At 35.7% G+C, this 21,560-nt stretch carries 16 protein-coding genes, 2 tRNA genes and 1 pseudogene; 5 read left to right on the forward strand and 14 right to left on the reverse strand.

The genetic code is table 11. From position 1 onward, the window contains the following. Positions 1-9 precede the first annotated feature (9 nt). A complete protein-coding gene (locus T344_RS0116195; protein ID WP_027629579.1) occupies positions 10-414 on the reverse strand; it encodes a VOC family protein in 405 nt (134 codons plus the stop codon). Between the two features lie 207 nt (positions 415-621). Between T344_RS0116195 and T344_RS30440 the strand changes: the two are divergent. After that, positions 622-768, forward strand: a pseudogene (locus T344_RS30440) (type II toxin-antitoxin system RelE/ParE family toxin); the annotation flags it as partial. A 192-nt stretch (positions 769-960) separates the two neighbouring features. Here the strand turns inward: T344_RS30440 and T344_RS0116200 are convergent. From T344_RS0116200 to T344_RS0116225, 5 genes are all read right to left on the reverse strand, one after another. After that, positions 961-1,049, reverse strand: a tRNA-Ser gene (locus T344_RS0116200). Between the two features lie 123 nt (positions 1,050-1,172). Continuing rightward, a complete protein-coding gene (locus T344_RS0116205; protein WP_027629580.1) occupies positions 1,173-1,829 on the reverse strand; it encodes an ABC-2 transporter permease in 657 nt (218 codons plus the stop codon). Then, complete coding sequence (locus T344_RS0116210; protein ID WP_027629581.1) at positions 1,822-2,682, reverse strand: ABC transporter ATP-binding protein; 861 nt, start codon at positions 2,680-2,682, stop codon at positions 1,822-1,824. The genes T344_RS0116205 and T344_RS0116210 overlap by 8 nt, the downstream gene beginning before the upstream one ends. Continuing rightward, the gene (locus T344_RS0116215) at positions 2,675-3,058 is read right to left on the reverse strand and encodes a GntR family transcriptional regulator (protein WP_004625643.1); all 384 of its coding nucleotides are present in this window, start codon (positions 3,056-3,058) and stop codon (positions 2,675-2,677) included. Before T344_RS0116215 ends, T344_RS0116210 begins: the two co-directional genes overlap by 8 nt. Before the next feature lie 184 nt (positions 3,059-3,242). Next, positions 3,243-4,175: a putative ABC transporter permease gene (locus tag T344_RS0116225; protein ID WP_242842098.1), complete on the reverse strand. Its 933-nt coding sequence runs from the start codon at positions 4,173-4,175 to the stop codon at positions 3,243-3,245. A gap of 362 nt (positions 4,176-4,537) precedes the next feature. On the opposite strand from T344_RS0116225, the gene T344_RS28465 reads away from it, so the two are divergent. The 4 genes from T344_RS28465 to T344_RS0116250 all read left to right on the forward strand — a co-directional run bounded on the left by T344_RS28465 (position 4,538) and on the right by T344_RS0116250 (position 9,410). Continuing rightward, the gene (locus tag T344_RS28465; protein WP_034861851.1) at positions 4,538-5,842 is read left to right on the forward strand and encodes an HD-GYP domain-containing protein; all 1,305 of its coding nucleotides are present in this window, start codon (positions 4,538-4,540) and stop codon (positions 5,840-5,842) included. A gap of 261 nt (positions 5,843-6,103) precedes the next feature. Next, positions 6,104-6,195, forward strand: a tRNA-Ser gene (locus tag T344_RS0116235). Positions 6,196-7,161: 966 nt separating this feature from the next. Next, positions 7,162-8,154: a cysteine peptidase family C39 domain-containing protein gene (locus T344_RS0116245; protein WP_027629583.1), complete on the forward strand. Its 993-nt coding sequence runs from the start codon at positions 7,162-7,164 to the stop codon at positions 8,152-8,154. A 224-nt stretch (positions 8,155-8,378) separates the two neighbouring features. Next, positions 8,379-9,410 carry a hypothetical protein gene (locus T344_RS0116250; protein ID WP_027629584.1) on the forward strand — a complete coding sequence of 344 codons (1,032 nt, stop codon included), beginning with the start codon at positions 8,379-8,381 and terminating at the stop codon, positions 9,408-9,410. Here the strand turns inward: T344_RS0116250 and T344_RS0116255 are convergent. The 8 genes from T344_RS0116255 to T344_RS30785 form a co-directional block, all read right to left on the reverse strand. Continuing rightward, positions 9,385-10,065 carry an ABC transporter ATP-binding protein gene (locus tag T344_RS0116255; RefSeq protein WP_027629585.1) on the reverse strand — a complete coding sequence of 227 codons (681 nt, stop codon included), beginning with the start codon at positions 10,063-10,065 and terminating at the stop codon, positions 9,385-9,387. The two genes, T344_RS0116250 and T344_RS0116255, sit on opposite strands and share 26 nt — an antisense overlap. 56 nt (positions 10,066-10,121) lie before the next feature. Then, positions 10,122-11,882, reverse strand: a complete 1,761-nt coding sequence (locus T344_RS0116260; RefSeq protein ID WP_027629586.1) for an ABC transporter ATP-binding protein — start codon at positions 11,880-11,882, stop codon at positions 10,122-10,124. Positions 11,883-11,904: 22 nt separating this feature from the next. Then, positions 11,905-13,659 (reverse strand): ABC transporter ATP-binding protein, encoded by a 1,755-nt coding sequence (locus T344_RS0116265; RefSeq protein WP_027629587.1) that lies wholly within the window; start codon positions 13,657-13,659, stop codon positions 11,905-11,907. A 20-nt stretch (positions 13,660-13,679) separates the two neighbouring features. Next, a complete protein-coding gene (locus T344_RS0116270; protein WP_027629588.1) occupies positions 13,680-14,750 on the reverse strand; it encodes an HlyD family secretion protein in 1,071 nt (356 codons plus the stop codon). 114 nt (positions 14,751-14,864) lie between these two features. Then, the gene (locus T344_RS0116275; RefSeq protein WP_027629589.1) at positions 14,865-15,941 is read right to left on the reverse strand and encodes a hypothetical protein; all 1,077 of its coding nucleotides are present in this window, start codon (positions 15,939-15,941) and stop codon (positions 14,865-14,867) included. Between the two features lie 68 nt (positions 15,942-16,009). Beyond that, positions 16,010-21,190 (reverse strand): SDR family NAD(P)-dependent oxidoreductase, encoded by a 5,181-nt coding sequence (locus T344_RS29875; protein WP_051571954.1) that lies wholly within the window; start codon positions 21,188-21,190, stop codon positions 16,010-16,012. A gap of 20 nt (positions 21,191-21,210) precedes the next feature. Continuing rightward, positions 21,211-21,360, reverse strand: a complete 150-nt coding sequence (locus tag T344_RS31145) for a hypothetical protein (RefSeq protein ID WP_162178040.1) — start codon at positions 21,358-21,360, stop codon at positions 21,211-21,213. Continuing rightward, positions 21,361-21,543, reverse strand: coding sequence for a hypothetical protein (locus T344_RS30785; RefSeq protein WP_162178041.1), 183 nt, complete (start codon positions 21,541-21,543; stop codon positions 21,361-21,363). Positions 21,544-21,560: the final 17 nt, after the last annotated feature.

Here is a 21,560-nt window from a genome sequence, read left to right on the forward strand (position 1 = left end):
TACGCATTCCTATTTAATCGCAGTAAACATCCAATTGATGCCAAAGCGGTCGCGAAGCGAACCGTGCAGCACGGCGAAAAACGACTCTGTAAGCTCCATATAGATTTCGCCATCCTGCTTTAGTATGTTCCATGCCCTTTGGATGAGTGCCGCGTCCTTTGTAGTGATGGAAACGTACATATTGTTACCCGCTTCGCCCCGCTCGGACGCATCGGCACACATAATTTCCCCGCCGTCCAATTGGATACGGGAGTGAAGCACAAGCTCTTTGTTCTCCTCCGGAACAGGGAAGTTTGGGTTTGGCGGCATATCGCCATATTTTTGCATTTCAGTTATTTTCGCATCAAAGGCCTTTTCGTAGACTAAAAGAGCCTCGGCACAATTCCTGTTAAACATGAGATAGTGCCCTAACATATTGTTTTCCTCCTTATTTTAAGATTCAATTCTTCAGCAAGATAAAGATTATAGAGATAAGTATATCACAAACATTTCAAATTATATAAAGAGTTAAATCAACTTTTAATAATATAAAACGTCCACATAGATAATGACACACCAGGACGCTGGCAGCAAAGACTGTTGAAACCCTTCTTTCACCTTCTTATGCGATTTCCAATGAACCGCCGAAGCGAGAATGAATTGATGGATGCTAACCGCAAGATATTCATTGCGAAATGGTATCTGATTCTGTATCAGATTAAAGATCAGTCGGTGTACGTTGATTATATTGTGGATTGCAGGCAGGATTATGGATGGTTGGTAAAATAGATCAGTCCATTTATTAAAAGGGCAATAAATATCATAGGAACAAAAAATTAATTAATAGAAGCAATGCAGGGATAAAAAAGAGGAAACTCTTTTTTATTGAAAAATTATAATGAAAAAAGCCCGCAAACGCACTAAAATTTTATGTATAAAACGCTGAAAAGCCTGATAAAATCAGGCTTTTCAGGCAAATTGTGGCGGAGAGGGCGGGATTCGAACCCGCGTGACGTTTCCGTCAAACTGATTTCGAGTCAGCCCCGTTATGACCTCTTCGATACCTCTCCAAAATCAGCTAAAGCCGTTTACTTGTTTATATTGTATGTCAACTAACTTCAGCATATATATTCTACACGGAAAACCACAGTGTTTCAAGTTTTTTATTTTTCCATATTCTTTCAGTAGGAAAACTATAGCTCCATTCCATCATACAACTTCTGAGTAAATCCCATTGAAATGCCGTAAATTACGATATCCAGCAAAATCGAGACTGCAAAAAAGGCGGAGACATTATTTAATACAGCAATATCAGGAATTTTTTGAAGATTTTCCGGACTGACACCTTTAGCTATAACCCCGACCAGAAACATTCCTATAAAAGGGATGAAAGTAATAAATCTGCCTTTAATGGCACCAAACTTGAAAAACCCCGGCAGTTGTATCGCCGTAAAAAGTGTATACAGCATCAATCCCACGCTTACTGCTATTACTGTATCCTGATATGAAAATGATTTTTTTGTAAATGTCAGAATTACAACATTCATTACCACTCCGAATAAGACGGCAATAACTCCTGTAAGTGCTGAGAACATATATCTGCCTGTCACAATATCTCTCTTGGTCACGGGCAGTAATCCATAAAGCCTGTTGAGATCATTTTTCTCAGCTATGGAAAAGGTGTAGCTTGAAGTCATTGCCATAATACTCATACAAAATATAACTCCTGAAATTATATCCTGTGTTCCGAATATTACAATCAACGGAACCAGAAAAACTATCAGCAGCGATTTGGAATATGGTTTGATTAACGAAATATCAAGCTTTATCATTTTTATAACATTATTCATTATTACTGCCTCCCTTGCTGGTAAAAATAATAATATCGTCTATTGAAACAGGTTCACAGCTCATGTTACTAAAGCTCTTGATATCACTGGTCCTAATCAATCCTTCAAAGCCTGTTGAATACTTCCTTATACCCATAAGCATTCTTTCCTGTTCTCTGCCAAGGTCATTTTTGCCCCCCTTGACCATCCTGAAACCGTCTATAAAATCATCCTTTGACCCGGTGAAAAATAAATTACCATTATTTATAAACGTAATATAGTCTGCAATCTTATCCAAATCAGAGGTTATATGGGTAGAGAACAGCACACTTCTTTTACCGTCCTGTATAAATTCAGATAAAATATCAAGAAATTCATCTCTGGCCACAGGATCCAGCCCACTGGTAGGTTCATCAAGAATCAGCAGTCTGGCATCGTGGGACAACGCGCAGGCCACCATTAATTTCATCTGCATTCCCCGGGAAAGTTCTTTAACCTTTTTATTTTTATCCAGACCAAAGTTTTTAATCATATTATGAAACTTTTTACTGTCCCAGGTTGAATAAAAAATACCAATGGATTTTTCCACCTGCTTAATGGTCCAGTCCTGTACAAAATAACTGGAATCGAATACGGCGCCTATGTTTTCCTTTATCCTGCCCTGGTCGTCAATACTGTCCATACCAAGGATTTTTATACTTCCGCCTGACTTTTTTATCATATTGAGCATAAGTTTTATGGTTGTAGTCTTGCCTGCTCCATTTGGCCCTATGAGCCCCATGATATACCCTTCCGGCAATGAAAGGTTTATATTGTTCAGGGTAAATTTATCATATTTTTTACAAAGGCCCTCTATTTCTATAACATTACTCATTTTCATCCTCCTCCATAAGTATTCCAAGCATTTTTACAAGTTCTTCCTCTGATACGCCCGCCCTTCTTGCTGATCTAATCGCCGAAACCAGATTATCCTCTATTTCTCTCAGCAGCTGTTCACGGATCAGTTCAGAGCCCCTTCCCATAACGTAGCAGCCCTTTCCCTGAACATTTGTCACATATCCCTCCTGCTCCAACTCGGTATATGCTCTGGTGGTGGTAAGAACGCTTATTTTAAGATCTCTGGCCAGCTGGCGCAAGGAGGGCAGAAGCTCATTCTCTTCTATTTCCCCCGAAAGAATGGAACTTTTGATCTGCTCTTTTATCTGTTCATAAATGGGTATACCCGAGGTATTTGAAATAATAATTTTCACTTATATCCTCCGTTCGGATGTATATACTGTTATATATGTTACATATACAGTATATACATTAATGACAGCACTGTCAATAAAAAGCCGCAAAAAAGCCTGCATGCTTGCAGGCCCATAACAGCAGGTGTTTTGAATATTAAATTTTTTTATTACTTCAGCAGATGCTTTAAATATCAGCCACTCCTTACTTGGTCACCTTTTGTTTCAATTCTTTCAGAGCTTCCTTCAAATGGCCCAGCTGTGCGTTATACCTGACGCTGCGCATTCCAGGAAAAGCTTTGATTAACCTGTGTCCGCTGCCTCTTTTGGCAGTTAGGGCTTCAAACTTTTCCCTCAGCTTTTTATTAAGTTCCAGTTTGCTCTCCTCAAACTTGTGATTAAAGCCTGTTTTACTTTCTTCGATTATCTGATTTAAATTTGCCTTACTTTCCTCCAATTTGTTATTAAGACTTGTTCTGCCTATTTCTATCTTTTGATTTATACCGGCCTTGCCTTCTTCTATGATGATTTTCAGCTTTTCAAAGCTTTTCAGGAATTCCCGCTCATTGAACCATTCCTGAATATCGGTATTTTTACGGAGTTCCTCTGTAAATTCATATAGCTTCCTGAGCCGCTCATTAAGATTTACCAGCGTATTAAGCGTAAAGATGCTGTCCACGATAAAAACTACAAATAATAAAATGTCTATAATCATCAAATAGGAATAGGGTATGTTCCCAACCAGCTTTTCGGTTATTGGATGAATGACCTCTATAAGCAGGACGCCCATCATTCCAAAACAAATGGAATTCTCCAGACATACCCGGCCTTGCAGGTTAAACCTCTTATTACTGTAATCCCACCATCTTGTTCCGAAAAAAGTCTCAAGCAGCCAGCCTGTTATATACTCAATAATGCTTGTAATTGCCATACCGGTTATAAAAACGAACGGCAGACTAAAGGCTACAGGTTCCAGCAGCCATATAATAAAAAGAGCTCCAAAACCGTACACAGGACACACAGGCCCCGCCAGAAAACCTCTGTTTACAATTCTTTTTGATAAAAAGGAACAGAATACAACCTCACAAAACCATCCAATAAAGCTGTAAATGGTAAAATAAACAAACAATTTTTCCACTTCCTGCAATCGGATTCCCCCCTGTCAACATCCCTCAGCTATTTATATAAATTATACGAAATTTTTTGATTAAAGTTTATAGGTTAATTGAAGAAAAATGTATTAATTTGTAATATTAAGGTCTGAAATAAGGTCTGAAAAATGGCGACTGATGATATCATAAAGAGCTCGTGGAATCCATACCCTCAAATGTATTGTATCGGAAAAAATGCATAAAACCTGTATATACAACTTTACCAGCTATAGCCCAGCATTTTTATGGATATTTCATCTGAAATTTCATTCCAAATGCAATGGGTTTATAGTAAAATAATTCTATATTATGTCATAATTTAATATATAAAATAATAAAAGGTGGTAAAATGGATCTTCAAATTCCAATTATAAATATGGTTTTATCCCTCTCAGGCGCAATTGATTTAATTGACCGCAGCTTGACCAATCATCACAAGAGAGTCACATATATAGCATTCAGTATAGCAAAGCAACTGAATTTTTCGGATCGGGAGCTGAAAGATATCGTTTTGGCAAGCCTGCTGCATGACTGCGGTGCCGTAAATGTATCAGAAAGAAATTCATTATTCGAATTTGATTACGGAAATTCGTCAATACATAGGCATTCCCATGGCTATAAGGGATGGTTTATTCTCAGTGATTCTGAAGAATTGAAGGCTGCTGCCGAAATAATCAAATTCCATCATGTTTTTTGGGAAGAACAGGACGAAGGATATCTTCATACTGATGAAATACCTGTAGCCAGTCATGTCCTCCACCTGGCAGACAGAATTGATATACTTATCAATAGAAATAAGGAAATTCTTGATCAGAGAAAATTCATCCTTAATCAGGTTGAAAGATGTAAAGGTACAATGTTTATGCCGGAAGTTGTAGAGGCATTTGAAACTCTTGCACCCAAGCCGTATTTTTGGTTTGATATTGTCAATCCCTATCTTGATGAACTGATCAAGAATGAAATGTCCTCCTACCTGGTAACCCTGAACAACAAGAGTTTATTGGAGTTTGCCAATGTAGCACACAGGATAATCGACTTCAGAAGCAAATTTACTGCCACCCATTCAATCGGAGTTGCAACCAGTGCCAGCAGTCTGGCTTCAAAGCTGGGCTTCAGCAAAGAAGACTGTGAGCTTATGCATTGCGCAGGCCTGATGCATGATCTTGGAAAGCTGGCCATATCTGAAAGGATTCTGGAGAAATCGGGGCCCCTTGACAAGCATGAGTACAATATTATTAAAACCCATACATACCATACATACAGAATTATAGATTCCATACCCGGCCTTGGCAAAGTCCGAAACTGGGCGGCCTTTCACCATGAAAAGCTGGATGGTTCCGGGTATCCCTTCAGGCTGAAGGCCGATGAACTTGATTTGGGTTCAAGAATACTGGCCATAAGTGATATGTTTACAGCATTGACCGAAGAGAGACCCTATCGGCGTGCACTATCTGTCAATGCCGCCATTGATATCATAATGAATACAAAAGGTCTGGATCCGGATGTAAAGGACTGCCTGTATAAAAATCTTGAGGAAATAAACGAGATACGAAGGGTTTCACAGGAAAATATCTTTCTTAGCTGCCATGAAGTATTGAATAGTCAATATGATTTTGCATATTCTAAATTAAAGTTATCCGGACAAATTAAGTAATTCTTTTTACATAACACACATTGCTTTAACAGCCAATCGAAAAAAGATAAAAAAACAGCCGGCCATCCAGCCGGCTAAATTTATTGTTAAGGGTATTTCATAACTATATTGTATACCTGATCGGGTTTAATTACACTGTCAATACATGCGTCAGGAGGAATGTTATACCTGTATATGATTATTGACAGTTTGCTGTTGACAAGTACCATGGTGTAATGTAAAATATAAAAGCGGCTTAAGGCCGAATTAAATATTTTATGTGGAGAGATGGCTGAGCTGGTCTAAGGCGCACGACTGGAAATCGTGTGACGGCTAATACCCGTCCGAGAGTTCGAATCTCTCTCTCTCCGCCAAAATTTATCTGAAAGTCCTTGTAAATCAAGGGCTTTCAGTGTTTTATACATCGAATAGGAAGTAGCTGATTATTTCAGATACCCACCTTTCAGTCGAGTAAATAAGGGGAGTTTCACCCCAAATTTTTCAACAGAGTCGGCTTCTCCCTTCTTGCTATACATAGGTACTTTTTTACAAGCTCCTCCACACAGGGAGATCGTCATATGCTCATTCGTCTGGCTTGAAAAGACATGGCTGCCCAAGAAGGTAAGTTTGTTTACACATGTCAGAAAATATTTTAATAAAGCAGCACACTGTACAGGTCTCGTTACGATACGGGCATTACTTGGACATTTTGCTTAATCATTTTCAAATGAGAGGTTCTCTTTTTTCAAAGCTCATCTTATTTTATTACAGAAATGCTCATATATCGTACATTCACTGTCCAAAATACTGGAAGTATTTTTTTCAGTATTTGCTTCCCATTGATATTCTGTTGTGATACAATACTCATTGTAATATTCCCTTTTTAAGTAAAATAAGGGGTATTATTGTATATACAAACAATCCCAGGTCCAATTAAGGTGAGAAATTCCTTTAGAAACATGTAAAAAACTACAGTGAAATCAAATCGTAAGATCTTATATGAAAAACTAAGTATACGGTAATATTATGTCTTATCACGCTCTTTACAACCCGTCAAGTAAATGAAACTGCACAGGAGGTGGGATTTACCATTAAACCTTTTAACATAGTTTAAAACTTATACAATAGGCACATAGAAAAAGCAACAGCTACACTCAAAGAGATATACTTGCCTACCAAACTTATCAATCAAGTTCACCTTAACGATAAGCATAACAGAAGAATTAGACACAATAATACCGGATGACTTGATCCAATAAGAAAACTCGACGCATAAAATTTTGAAACTAGTAAAAGGACTATGCTTAAAGGAATGAGAGTTTAATAAGGGAGGAGAATTAATGAATCGGAAAACATTGTATATGCAAGATCCGATTGTAAGTACATATACATCATATGGAAGTTTATTTTCTATAATCCAGGATAAAATGTGGCCATGGGTTTTTAATAATTTTATTCAAATAAGATATGCTCGTGGGTGGAAAATATATGCTTTTGACAATCATCACATGTTTTTGAGTAATTGTCCAAATATTGCATACTATATATTACCGCAAGGTATAATAATAAATAAATGGAATAAATCCTTAAAAGAACTGATTATTGATTCGGTAAATTCAGATTATTATCTATTCTTATACGTGGATCGTTATTATATTTCTAAATCAGATTATTACTTAAACTATCATTTCCCACATGAAATCTTTATTTATGGTTATGATTTGGAAAAGGATATAGTCTATATTGCAGATAACTTGCAAGGTGGTAAATTTATTAAGACTGAATGTTCATTTGAAGAAATTGAAAATGGTTATTGGCATGTAAAAGGTGATTATACTTTTCTTATAGATGTTCGGTTATTAAAACTCAAAGATGATATTTCATCTAATTTCGATTTGGAACAGGTACGCTTGGGATTAGATAGTTATCTTCATTCTAAGAGAACAGTTGACTTATTAGACGAACAAAAATGTGATTTTGGATTTGATGCAATCAATAGACTCTTTTGGGAACTAGAGAATCAATCAAAAGAAAAAGCTGAAATTGATATACGTCCATTTCATTTATTGTATGAACACAAGATATTAATGGAAATGAGAGTTAAGTATATGGTTGAACAAGGATACATATTAGATAATTGTAATTTAATAAGGAACTTATCTGATTTAAAAAATGATTATTTCTCATTAAGAAATATGCTCATAAAAATTAATATAAAAAGAGATTCTAAGATGATGCGCGATATAATAAATAAATTTCAACTCAATATTATAACTGAAAAAAGCTTGATTACTAATCTGCTACAAACCATAACCAGCTCTACTCCAATTTAAAAATACCCCAAATGCCTATATATATTGAGAGTGATGCTATAAAGCAGACGATATGTTCTATCCACTTCGGAGAGAGATAATTTGTTAAATATTTAAAGCTGAAAGATGAATGGAAAACAAATAGGGAATTTAGTATTTATTACAATCTCTTATCACTAATTTTTGCTTCATGGTTCTATAAAAAGAAATTGCAAAATTATTAACTCATGCATTGGAGAGAAATTATGAACTATTTATTATATTGTGCTTTTGGAGAGACTAAATATATAAATATGGCTGTTTATTCCATACTATCTTACATTAATTCTTATGGTAATCCCGGCAAAGAAATAAGCCTCGTAATATTTACCAATAATGTTATCCCTTTTAAAAAGGCATTATCGGAATACGAAGGGAATATCATATATGAAAAAATATCAGATAGTACATTAGATGACTGGCTTAATGGGACTAATTACATGCCCAGGCTAAAAATTAAATCCCTGCAGTATTTTTTTGAAAAGTACACTGGGAATGTACTTTTTATAGACTGTGATACCTTCCACATTAAGAATATTGAACATCTTTTCGATAAAATAAATGATAATCGTTTTATCTTATTTTCAAAATGTCCCTCAATAAGAGAGTATTTAAAGTTCCTTGGTGAATATTTCAAAAAATATCCAACGGATTTTCCTTTTTCTCTATATAAGTTGTGTCTCGACTTGGAAAAGACAGGTTTTATAACAGATGGGCAAAAAAAATACTCTATATCTTTATCCTTCTGTGAATATAATTCAGGTGTGATTGGAATGAATGCTAAATATTTACCTCTTCTTGATGAAGTGCTTAATTTGTCTGATATTATTTATAAAAAATATCACTATTGGTGTGCAGAAGAATTTGCATTCTCTTATGTGATAAGCCAAATTCAAGAGATAGTAACCTGCGAAGATTCAATATACCACTACTTCAATGATAAATGGTGTAGATTTATTTTAGCAGATTTATTCGGATGTAATGATGAAAATGATATAGATGAGTTTGATAAATATTTAAAGCAGAATAACCTTGCATCCTTAAAAGGCAGCATTAATATCAATTGTGAGGATTTACCGTTCCTAATACAATTTGTACGTGAATATATACTAAAATTGGGTACTGATATACTACATTTTTTTTATTTCACTGATGATTCTTATCATGCATTTGTTGTAAAAAATTTCAAAACATACAAAAAAATTGAGCAACTTATGAAAGCACAATCCCATCTTTAATTTTTACAATTCTATCTCCGTATTTTACAGACTCCATAGAATGTGTAACTTGTATGATAGTTTTTCCCTTTTCTCTATTAATTCTTTGTAAAAGGTTCATAATATCCGTTCCTGTTTTGGAATCCAGATTTCCAATCGGTTCATCCGCCAATATAATATCCGGACTGTTTATTAATGCTCTTGCGATTGCAACCCTCTGTTGTTCACCTCCGGATAATTCTCTTGGTTTATGCTTCATTCTGCTTTCGAGACCAACAATGTGTATAATTTCATCCAGTTCCTTTTTGTAAAACTTCTCTCTTTTACCATCCAGTAGTAAGGAAAGCATTATATTCTCTTCTACATTTAAATTTGGTATTAAATTATAGAATTGAAATATAAAACCAATATCCTTTCTTCGCATGGAACTTGCTTCCTTATCTTTCATACTTGAAATACTCTTGCCTTTTATTTTTATTTGACCTGATGTTGGATTATCAAGCCCACCGATCAAATATAGAAGGGTGCTTTTCCCAGATCCCGATGCGCCCATAATCGATATAAACTCACCTGAGTATATATTTAAGTTTACATCACAGAGTACTGGTAGCTCTACCTGGCCTAATTTAAATACTTTATGTAATCCAATTACTTCAATAGCTTTATCATACGGCATGATAATCCCTCCCTTTAACACTACATTTTTTTAAGTTAACTAAAAAATTTTATAATTCAATTCTCTGCAAAAATTTGGCCAAACTGCTTTTCAAAAAGATTTTCATACAAACCATTTGAATTGATAAGTTCTGCATGACTGCCATATTCAGATACACTGCCCTTTTCAATGGCATATATAACATCAGCGTTTATAACCGTTGTCAGTCTATGTGCAATAACCAGCACCGTTCTTTCTCTTGCCAAGTTTATTAAAGCTTTCTGTATTGATCTTTCTGATTCAGAATCCAAAGCAGATGTAGCTTCATCCATTATCAGAATGGGAGCATTTTTAAATAATGCCCTTGCAATAGCTATTCTCTGTTTTTGTCCTCCGGATAAATTTTTTCCTTTCTCGCTTATAACACTATTATAGCCCTCAGGTTGACTCATAATAAATTCATGAGCATCAGCAGCTTTAGCAGCCTCTGTAACCTCTTCTTCTGTTGCATTTACACATCCAATGGAAATGTTATTAAAGATCGTATCATTAAACAAAACAGGATCTTGGGGCACATATGCTATTAGCTTTCTCAACTGTTTTAAAGAAAAATCATTAATATCTCTACCGCCAATCTTTATACAACCGCTTGATGCTCTATAAAAGCCTAACAATAGCTTTACAATGGTACTCTTTCCCGAACCACTCTCTCCAATAAGCGCAATTGATTTTCGATTACCTATAACCATATTTAAATTTTTTAGAACTACCGTATCTTTATATGCAAAGTTTACATCTATAACTTCGATTGAATAGTCTTGCTGTTCCAGATTATCCTGAATAAAAGTCTCCTGCTGTTCAACTTCCGTTTCTGAATCCAAAATTTCAAAAACTCTGTGAACTCCTGCCATTGAACTCTGAATATCTGCAACGAAGCCGCCCATTCTCCTAAACATAGCGTACATATTGCCTTGGAGTGTATACATCGCCATAACTGAACCAATATCGATATAGCCCTTAATTAACATAAATACGCCTGCACCTAGCAATCCTGCGGTACTTAGCTGCATAAAAGCTGCATTGATACTGTTTAGCCATGCATATGTATTACCTATTTTCCTGCACTCTTCTGTTAATATCTCACTTTTCATTACAACTTTGTCATTGACTAATTTTTCAAGTCGAAATATTTTAGATAAATGTACACTGGAAAGTAAATCAACAACACTTTGAATCATATGACTGTAAAATACTCTGATTTTATCATTTGCCCTTCTCACTGATTTAGAGAACAATGTATTAGTGATAGTTACAAGCACACCAAGAATTAACAAAGGAAAACCTATTCTCCAATCGATAGCCATTATACTGAGCATTGCACTCAATCCCAGAATAATTGAAAATACCAAGTTGCTAATATGTCCCCAATAAAGTATTTGTATGGTATCAATATCGCCTGTAACTCGTGATATATAATCTCCCGAATGGCTATTCTCAAAACTTTTTAGCGGTAATTTCTGTAGTTTACTGAACACTTTTATTCTGATTTCAACCATAGTTTTCCTTACAGAGACTCCGAAAAAATACTTACAAATAGGTTGCAAAATGAATGCACTCAATGTTGAGACACACACAATGATAACAGCCCTGTTCAAAAGTTCTCCATTCATTTGAGCAGCAGCATTGAACAAGTCTTTGACTATAAATGCAAAAATAATATTGAAGCATATGGCAATTATAATTTGATCACCAAGTAAAGCCAGTGCATAAATCCAAAACCTCTTTCCAAAAAATCGGAAAACTCTCACAAACTCATTTTTCATTAACTTTTTAATCACACAATACTACGCTCCTTAATTCTTAATTTATATCTCCAGAAGTCTGAATAGTATAAAGATTTTTATAATAGTCACATGTGTTAAGCAGATACTCATGCCTACCACTCCCAATTACTTCTCCGTCCTTTATGACGATAACTTCATCGGTATCATTTGTTGCTGATAGCCTATGAGAAATTATTACTACAGACTTATCCTCAAGGTAATCCTTCATACTTTCTTGCAGGTCAGCTTCTGTCTTCGAGTCAATGGCAGATGTCGGCTCATCAAAAAGTATTAATGGTGCTTCCTTCAAAAGTGCTCTAGCTAAAGCAATTCTCTGTTTTTGACCTCCTGATAAGTTTGTGCTATTCTCACTAACAATGGTATTATATGCCTCTGGAAATTGCACAATGAAATCATGTGCATTGGCAGCCTTTGCTGCTTTTATAATTTCGTCATCTGCAGCCCCGCTTCTTCCCATTGCAATGTTCTCCATTATTGTTACAGGAAATAGATATGTATCTTGAGAAACTATAGCAATATTTTCTCTTAAACAATTCTTACTTATATCATTGATATTTTCACCAAACACCTTGATTATCCCCTTTGATGGCTTATAAAACCCACATAGCAGCTTGAAAAGAGTTGTTTTTCCACTTCCACTTGCTCCTGCAATCACTAACTTCTTTCGTGCAGGCAATTTGAAATTTATATCATTTAGTACAACAACATCATCCTTATAGGAAAATGCTACATTTTCAAATTCCAGAGCCGTATTGTTATTATTATTCAAAGTCTGAATATTTCCGAGGTTTTCTTCATATGGTTCGTCCAACACCTCAAATATTCGTATTATTGCTCCTTGTGCCGTTCTTATCATGTTGAATATTCCCCTGATATTATTTATTGAACCTGTCAGGAAAGGCAGCAAATACAAAAATATTACAAAGTCGCCAATAGTTATTTCATTTTTAAAAGTAAGATATCCACCATAAATATTAACCACCACCATAGGTACTATAATTGTTAAAATATTTAAAGGTGTTATCAGTATGTTTCTCTTTTCAATACGTTTTCCCCACTGGAAAACATTTGACATAGTTTCGCTAAACTTTTTAATAAATAAGTTTTCAAGCTGAAATGATTTAATAATGTGAATTCCCTCAATAGTCTCCTGTATTAGAATATTAGCTGACGAGTTCTCCCGGGCTATCATATTTGAATAGTATGGAAATACCTTTGTCAGGAGATTGTTTACAAACAAAGTGAGAGGAAACATAATTACAGTTGCTAAAAGAAGCTTCCAATTTATTGTAAAATCATAAACTAAAACACCTACAAATATTAGAGGCTCAAAAACGATACTGTTAACATATTCCAGCGACGTCGCAACCGAACCGATATCGTTATTCAATCTGGAATTTAAATCACCTGAATGTTTAGACTCATGGTATGGTATGGATAACTTACCCACATGATTAAATACATAATTTCTCAAATCCCGAATAGTATAAATAACAAAACGGTTGTGAGTTAGTGACCTAAAAAAGGATACCGGAATATTTGCAACAAAAGCTGCAATTAATATATAAAAGTAATCTCCGAAAAAACTTTCAAAATCTTTACTTAATGCGGCATTAGTAAGTCCTTTAAAAGAATATGCAAGCATTAATGGAATAGCAAAGCTAATAAGACTACAAATTATATTAAGTGACAGATATATTTTATGATTTTTTATAAAAGGCAGTAACCTCTTGTAAATGTTTACTGCGCTTATCTTCCCGCTTATATTCAAATTATCACTCTTTCACTTATTTAATTATTACTTATTTCGACATCTATGCTTAACTGTGGTAATAAAAACCCTCCGCCATCAATAAACTCTATTTCCACAGGAAAAACAATCTCACCGTTCTGTGTAAATCCATCACCGGAAATAAATGAAACTTTTCCGCTAAAACTTTTTGATTTATCTGCTATTGGTGTTATTTTTACTGGGGCATCCAACTTTACATTTTTGATATCCTCTTCACTAACATCAACTTCAGCAATCAATTGATCTAAGTCTACAATGCTGCATATTTTCTTAGTACCGTCAAGCTGATCATTTTCTTTAAAGCCTAATTCGGAAATGCTTCCATTTTCAACATCTGAGATAATCGTTCCATCTTTTATGTATTCTTCGCTTAATAATGAAATATAACTATCCAAATCTTCCTTCGCCAAACGGGCTTTTTCCTTTAAAACCTCAATATCATTTTCGATCATTTTGGCGGCTTCTTTATTATCACTATTTTGTTTATCAACCGAACTTTGGGCCTTTGAAATAGAAAGTTTCAGCTTCTCAATATCAATTTTTTTCTGATTAACCGACTTTTCAGCCAGTTTATATTCTTGTTGTGAGATACCTCCCATATCCAGCAATTGTTTACTTTCAGTTAATTCTCTTTGAAGTTCAGCGTACTCCTTTTCCATTGCCTCAAGCTGAATGGACATTTGTTCCATATCATACGGATCTACCTTAATAATTTGCTTTAATTTCTTTAACTGTTCCTCTGATTTTTGCAACTCAAGGTCTGCTAGCTTATATTGACTCTCTTTCTGGCTTTTCTGTAATTCATACTCCTGCATATTAATAGTAGCTATAGTCTGTCCTTTTTTAACTTTCTGTCCGTTTTTAATAAGAATCTTTTCAATTTTAGCTGGAAATCCGATATATATATCTCTGCTTTTAAGACACTTTATACTACCAAAAGCTTCAACAGGCGCTTTGCTATAGTTATCATAAGCAACCACATTTTTTACGGGCTCCTTTGAAGTGTTGCTGCAAGATGCCAATAGCGCTGATATAATCAATAACGTAGATATGATAATACCCTTTCTCATAATCCATTCCCCCTCATATATTGTATTAAACATTAATATATTCCGTCAAGCAAATTCATCCTTTTCTTCCATTTACATGCAACAAAGCCGTTGCCACAGGTTAAGAAAAATAGTTTATAAAATCCTGCTTTTCATATATTCATAGAGAATGTCTCGGACAGCAGATAAAATTGAAATATCTAATTTTTCAGCTTCCATCAGTTTACATCTCACTAATTCTAAATATTTTATATCCTGTGTATACCAGTACTTTATCGACAATTGATGCATCTGTTCAAGCAATGTACCTAATGCTTCGGTGCTGTCTATTACATCTTTGGAAATTGAAACATATCCATTTTCATCAAGATATTTCCAAATAGACACAAGTCTTGATTTATTTTCAGCCAGTGCTTTCAAGGCTCCTTCGATCGGGTCCATTCTTTCCAAGGATAAAGTGGCTAAGTCGCCTGTCATTTTCAATAGAATATTGTATAAATCTTCATAGTAACTTTTATAAATAGAAACTCCGAATCTCCTTACTCCCGAACAAAAAATATCACCTTCTGTTTCAGGAACTAAGACTTCTCCTCCCCTCAAGCATTTTGTTATTGATGCATATATAACTTCAAGCCGTGGCTGCCTGTCGAAACTGTCTATTAAGTAAAAAACCGTTGCAGGTAAATGCAACCTATATAAATCAATGTATTCGTCTATATTTTCAGACATAGTACTTAATGAGCTTTGAAAAGCAACTTCAAGTTGATTGTATTTGATGACATGTTCGGCCCAATATTTGTTGTTAATACTAAATCCCACGAAACAAAACTCCATTGACTCATTGTCGTAACCATAAATCAGTATATTATGCAGCCGATGCTTGCCTAAATATTCTTTGCTTCCTTCAACATAGTAGTAATCACATAAAAGAACAACATAACCATTATTGTCAATTTCCTGAATTATTTTTTCAACTATATTTGTTTTATCGATTATATTTTTGCATGTTATAATTTCATCATAATTACAAAGAGCCTCCAGTGAATCCACCTGACTGTACCCAAAAAAGTAATTCTCATCAACCACACAATAAATGAATCTTTCAATGAACCAAGGAATATATTTCGGTGATGACAATATTGCAGCAAGCCTGGTAAATGTCCAACATTCCGTTGTAAGCTTCGTATTTAAAGTCACAGGTAATTTCTTCATTACAACGTCTCTCCTCCTCTATTCAAACTGATATACTTAAAAACCAATTTTAATTCCTATGTTCTGCTTCAGGAAAAAGCAAAATCAATCTCTTCTTTTATTGATCGATCTTCCTTTTCAACAGTGTAAACATTATTAAACTTAATATCTATTATTCTTATCTCCTTGTTATCCAGCAAAGCATTTAGAACTTCGCAAAAATTATTACTGATACTTTCGATTGTTTCTTTCTTAAACAAGTTGGTATTATATTCAAACCGACCTTCAATTGTATCATTCAAGTCTATGCAAAAAAGGCTCAGATCAAATTGGCTGGCTCCCTCATTTTCTGGAGGGATAGTCTGATAAATCTGAAACATGGTGTTAAATATCGGATTTCTGCCAAAATCTCTTTCATAGTTCAGTTTGGTTACCAATAGATCAAAGGGGTAATTGAAATTATCGTAAGCCTGCAGGTTTTTCATTTTTATATACTCCAATATGTTGACTAAAGTCATTTGGTTATCAATCTTCGCTCGGATACAAAATGTATTTATAAACAGACCTACAACGTTTTCTATCTCCTTGCTGTACCTTCCACTCTCAGGTATTCCAACTATAATATCCTCGTCAAGGGTTATCTTGTGCATAAGAACAATATAAGCAGACAGCAGAAGTATATGGGGAGTAACCTTTAATTGCCCGCACATTTCTCTGATCTTTGTAGTATGTTCAGCAGAAATAATAATTTTTACATAACTTCCGTTAAAGGTCATTGACTTCGGACGAGAGTAATCAAAAGGAAGGTTGAGCAGTGGTAGCACACCAGAAAGTTCATCTTTCCAATAAGAAAGCATCTGTTCAGCTTCGGCACTTTCCAGCCAGATTTCCTGTTTTCTTACCCAGTCAAGATAAGTTGTACTTAAAGGAATTAATTTGGGCTGCCTATTTTCAACAAGAGAATTATATATTTCGATTATTTCTTCCTGACATATTAATGAACTCCATCCATCTATAATAATATGGTGCAAGTTAAAATGTATGCAGAAATGCTGATTTTCAAGCCTATAAATTTTTATCCTTATTAACGGCTTATCTAAATTAAAAATATATTTGAAATCATCATCAAGCATCTTATCGAGATCATTCCCATTCCCAGAACTGTCTGTAATATCTATGATTTCCATGTCAAGCTTCATATCACTCAGAACTACCTGTCGGGGAATCCCCTCCCACTCTACAAATATTGTTCTAAGTGCACTGTGTCTTTCTATTAATAGATTTACTGCCATTTTAAATTTTTCTATATCCAGTTCATAATCTACATATATATTAAACGGGACATTATACGCTATCATATCAGGATTAACTTTTTGCAGGAACCAAAGTCTTTTTTGGGAGTTTGACAGGTTAAATCCTACGGTTTTCTCAAGCTGATAACTTCCTGAATCTTCTGCCGGCTTAATATCCTTTTCTTTTCCAAGTTCCTCTATGTATGAAGTGAAGCCTGTCACTGTTGGATTATCGAGTAAATCACTTACAAGAACATTCTTACTTAGAATTTCTTTAATTTTGTTTACGATTTTAGTTGCTACAATAGAATCTCCCCCCATTTCGTAGAAGTCATCATAAACATTAATTTCCTTTAAGCCCATATACTCAGCCCATATTTTCGCAGTGATTTTTTCATTTTCCGAAATATCCTCAGGGTTCTTACCGGATATCTCAACTTCATACTCCTTATTAGCAATTACCTCTTTTTGAAGAATGGTATCTGGCTCCTGTCTGACTTTAATATGATCAGATAATTTTATAAAGCGCTGAGCTTCCCAATAATTTCTGTTCAATTCATAATCCGGCTTACCAATAATTACTCTTGCTTGCCCACTGCTAACTGCTGTATCAAAACAACGGATTGCCGTAACGGTATTAAGTGCTTTGAAAATTCCATCGTAGTTTACGCCATAGTTTACAGCCATTCCAACTTGTTTCCATGTAGCCCAATTAATTGATAGTACCTTATTCTGTCCAGTTCTATTGGCATATGCTGCATAAGAATCAATATATGAATTGGCAGCAGTATAGTCACTTTGTCCTCCTCCGCTGAAAATTGATGTAATAGAAGAGAACAAAATAAAGAAGTCGGGGGCATCCTGTCTTGTCAAGTTATCAAGTATCCATGTTCCTAACACCTTCGGAGCCAATACTCCTGCTATTTCCTTTTCCTCCTTCCTGATGATAAAGCCTTCTCCTGCAACCCCGGCGCTATGAATTATGCCGTTTATTCTTCCGTACTTTTTCCTCAAATCATTGATTAACAGTTGCATATCCTCCAGTGAAGACACATCGGCACTAACGTAGAAAATGTTTGCACCCTTACTGGTAAGGTCTTTTATTTCGTTAAGTCTTTTATAAATTTCAGCGTTATTTGAACCCGTGCCATTTCCCTGATATTTTGTCAGATCGGATCTGCCGATTAGAGCTATATTAATTAGCGACTTCCGCGCTAAATGCTTACAGATTTCAAACCCTATTCCTCCCAGTCCACCAGTTATGAGGTATACACCTTCAGTCTTTATTTCAATTCCATTTTCAGATTCACTGTTGATTTCAAGACCACTTTTAATTTCAAGTCGCCTGAATACACACTCATAGCGAATCCCTTCACGGTAGGAAGTTATATACATGTTCCTGTCTGCATAAATCTCACTTATTAATTGTTCTACAGATATATTATTCTCATCAATGTCAATACAACTGCATTGAAGATTGGAATACTCGTCCTGGATTGATTTACCGAATCCATACAAAGCAGAGTTTTCAGGATATATATTTTTTTCGCGCCCCGTAACTTCATTAGCATTTTCCGAAACTAGATGAATCCGGATATCTGTCCTTATTTTATTATTTGACAGAGCTTTAATGATATAAAAAATACTATACACCCCTTTATCCAGCTTTAGCCTCAAATCCCGGATTGTGCTGACTTCACTGTAAGAATTTGTGATCGACATCAGGTGTACAATCCTATTTATATCTTTACAGTCCGAGGTACTGAAAAGTTTGTCATAGTCCCCCGGATTCTCACTTATGAAATAGGTGTATTCATCCTGCACTTCATAGCTTTCGCCAATACTCACTTCTATGACGTCATTACCTGATTCACGGAGAGCTGCGGCCAACTTTTTACCTATACCCTTTTCGTCCATAAAAATTAATATTTTTTCTTTTATCCCCTCGCTCATGGTGCAGTTCTCTTGTTTGCTTACCTGCCATTCACATTTGTGAAAAAATTCTTCAATATTCTCATTTATATCAGCTTTATTAACTTCAGGTATTTCAACCCAGCAGCGATCACGTCCAAAAGGATATGTAGGCAAGCTTACCTTTCGCACCCTATTTTGCGAATACAACACTTCCCATTTCACATCAGCACCCTGCACATACAGGCTGCATAAAACCTCTATCAGGCTATCAAAACTGTTTTCGTAGCTTTTATCGATGATCTGACTAAGTTTTTCAGCTGCATACTCATCCAGATTATGTTTATCACTCTCGAATAGTTCTCCCTTTTCTTTAATGGGTTTATTGTAGGGAATTATCTTATAATTTCCGAAATATACCCCTACCGGAGTTATATCATCGAACCTTGTAACTGAGACTGTTCTAAGCTTCTGTTTCAAATCATCCACGCTGTTGCATGGGATAGCAATCCTATAATTATAGTGCCCCCTGCCCGTATTTGCCGTAAAACAGATATCCTCTAAAATAGTGTCACCTGAATCCTCAAAAAATGCCTGATATTTCTCAACAAGCTTTTTTAAAGAGGCTTGACTTTTGGCCGACAAAGCAAAAATCTGAGTTCTAGCCTCAGAAATGTTTTTTGTTCTCTGTGTAACTTCACCCTTATATTGCTCCAAGACCACATGGCAATTGGTACCACTGAGGCCAAAGGCACTTACACCAAATCTGGCCGGGGTATCTGACACCTCAAGTTCGGTCAGTCTCGTATTAACATAAACGGGGGAATTTTCAAAGTCGATTTTTTTATTTGGTGTATTAAAATGTAAACTAGCTGGAATTTTTCCGTTTTTTAACGACAATACACACTTAACAAGCCCAGCAAGTCCGGCAGAACTATTCAAGTGACCAATATTAGTTTTGACGGAGCCTATTGCACAGAATTGCTTTCTCGACGTGTAATTTCTGAAGGCTCTCTGTATTCCCTCAACTTCTATAGGATCTCCCAGATCTGTTCCTGTACCATGAGCTTCAATATAAGATATGGTTTCTGGATTAATCCCCGCATCTTTCCAGGCTTTAGTTATTACCTTTTCCTGTGCTAACGGGCTTGGTGCCGTGATTCCGATTGTCCTTCCATCCTGATTATATGCACTTCCCTTTATTACCCCATGGATATTATCCCCATCAGCTACAGCTTTTGCCAATGGTTTAAGAAGTATAGCAACCACTCCCTCTCCCCCTCCGGTACCATCTGCACTATCATCAAATGTTTTTGATCTTCCATTTGACGATTCTATTCCAATAGAATCTTTTACATTACCCATAGTGGTTAAAAGGCTTAAGTCCACGCCCCCAGCAATTGCATACTCGCAATCCCTATTTTTTAAAGCCTGGCATGCAAGGTGCACAGCTACCAATGAAGATGAGCAAGCTGTATCTACCATCAGTGATGGCCCATTCAGGTCCAAGAGATACGATATTCTACTTGCAACAATAGAACGTAAATTTCCGGGCATCGAGGAAACAAGCATTTCCGGAGCGACAAGGTATATAAGAGTTTTATAGTCCAAAACCAGGTCATCGCCACAGCTAGCAAATACACCTGTATTGGTTTCCGCAAGTCTGCCGCCTCCATAGCCCGCATCCTCGATAGTTCCCCAAACCGTTTCAAGAAACAATCTCTGACGGGGATCCATAAAACTTGCTTCTTTGGGTGATATATTAAAAAACTTATAATCGAACTTGTCTATTTCATTCAAATAACCAAGCTCTCTATACTTTATATCCTCTGTATTTACACCTTGGAAGCTTAAAAAAGCATCTGAATCTGTTTTCCTCGTCTCGGGGATATTCCTGATGCAATCCTTTCCCATCCTAAGAATGTTCCAATAATCTTCTATGCTGTCGGCTTGGGCAAATCTTCCCGCCATTCCTATAATGGCGATATCCTTTTTGGAAACACTCTCCATTTTAAACCTCTCTTTGGTTGGTACCTCATTGTCGCCTAACACTCTCAAGCTAGCCATTTTACATGTCCCCCCACTAATCATTCCTCATATGCATTATAGTAAAATTTGGTTATTTTTTCAAGTTCTTTCAAACTAAGCTCTTCATCCCCCACATCATACGGTGTCACTTCGCAGATTTTTTTACCCATGCAGTGCTCAATGATTTCACACAGGTTTTTCCTGTACACTTACGCAAGGCTCTTTATGGTCTCTTCACGGTACTGCTTCCTGTTATAGCTGAAGGTGAGGGTCAACTTTCCTTCCACTGTCATTCCGTTTATGTCAAGCGCAAAACTCCTGTCCATGTCGGGGCATGTGCCTTCCTCCCGCAGCTTCTGCTCTAGCCTCCACTGCCACCTCTTCCGAATCATATAAGCCATTTAAATAT

Origin of the sequence: Ruminiclostridium cellobioparum DSM 1351 = ATCC 15832 (genome assembly GCF_000621505.1) — a bacterium.
Taxonomy (GTDB): Bacteria; Bacillota; Clostridia; order Acetivibrionales; family DSM-1351; genus Ruminiclostridium; species Ruminiclostridium cellobioparum.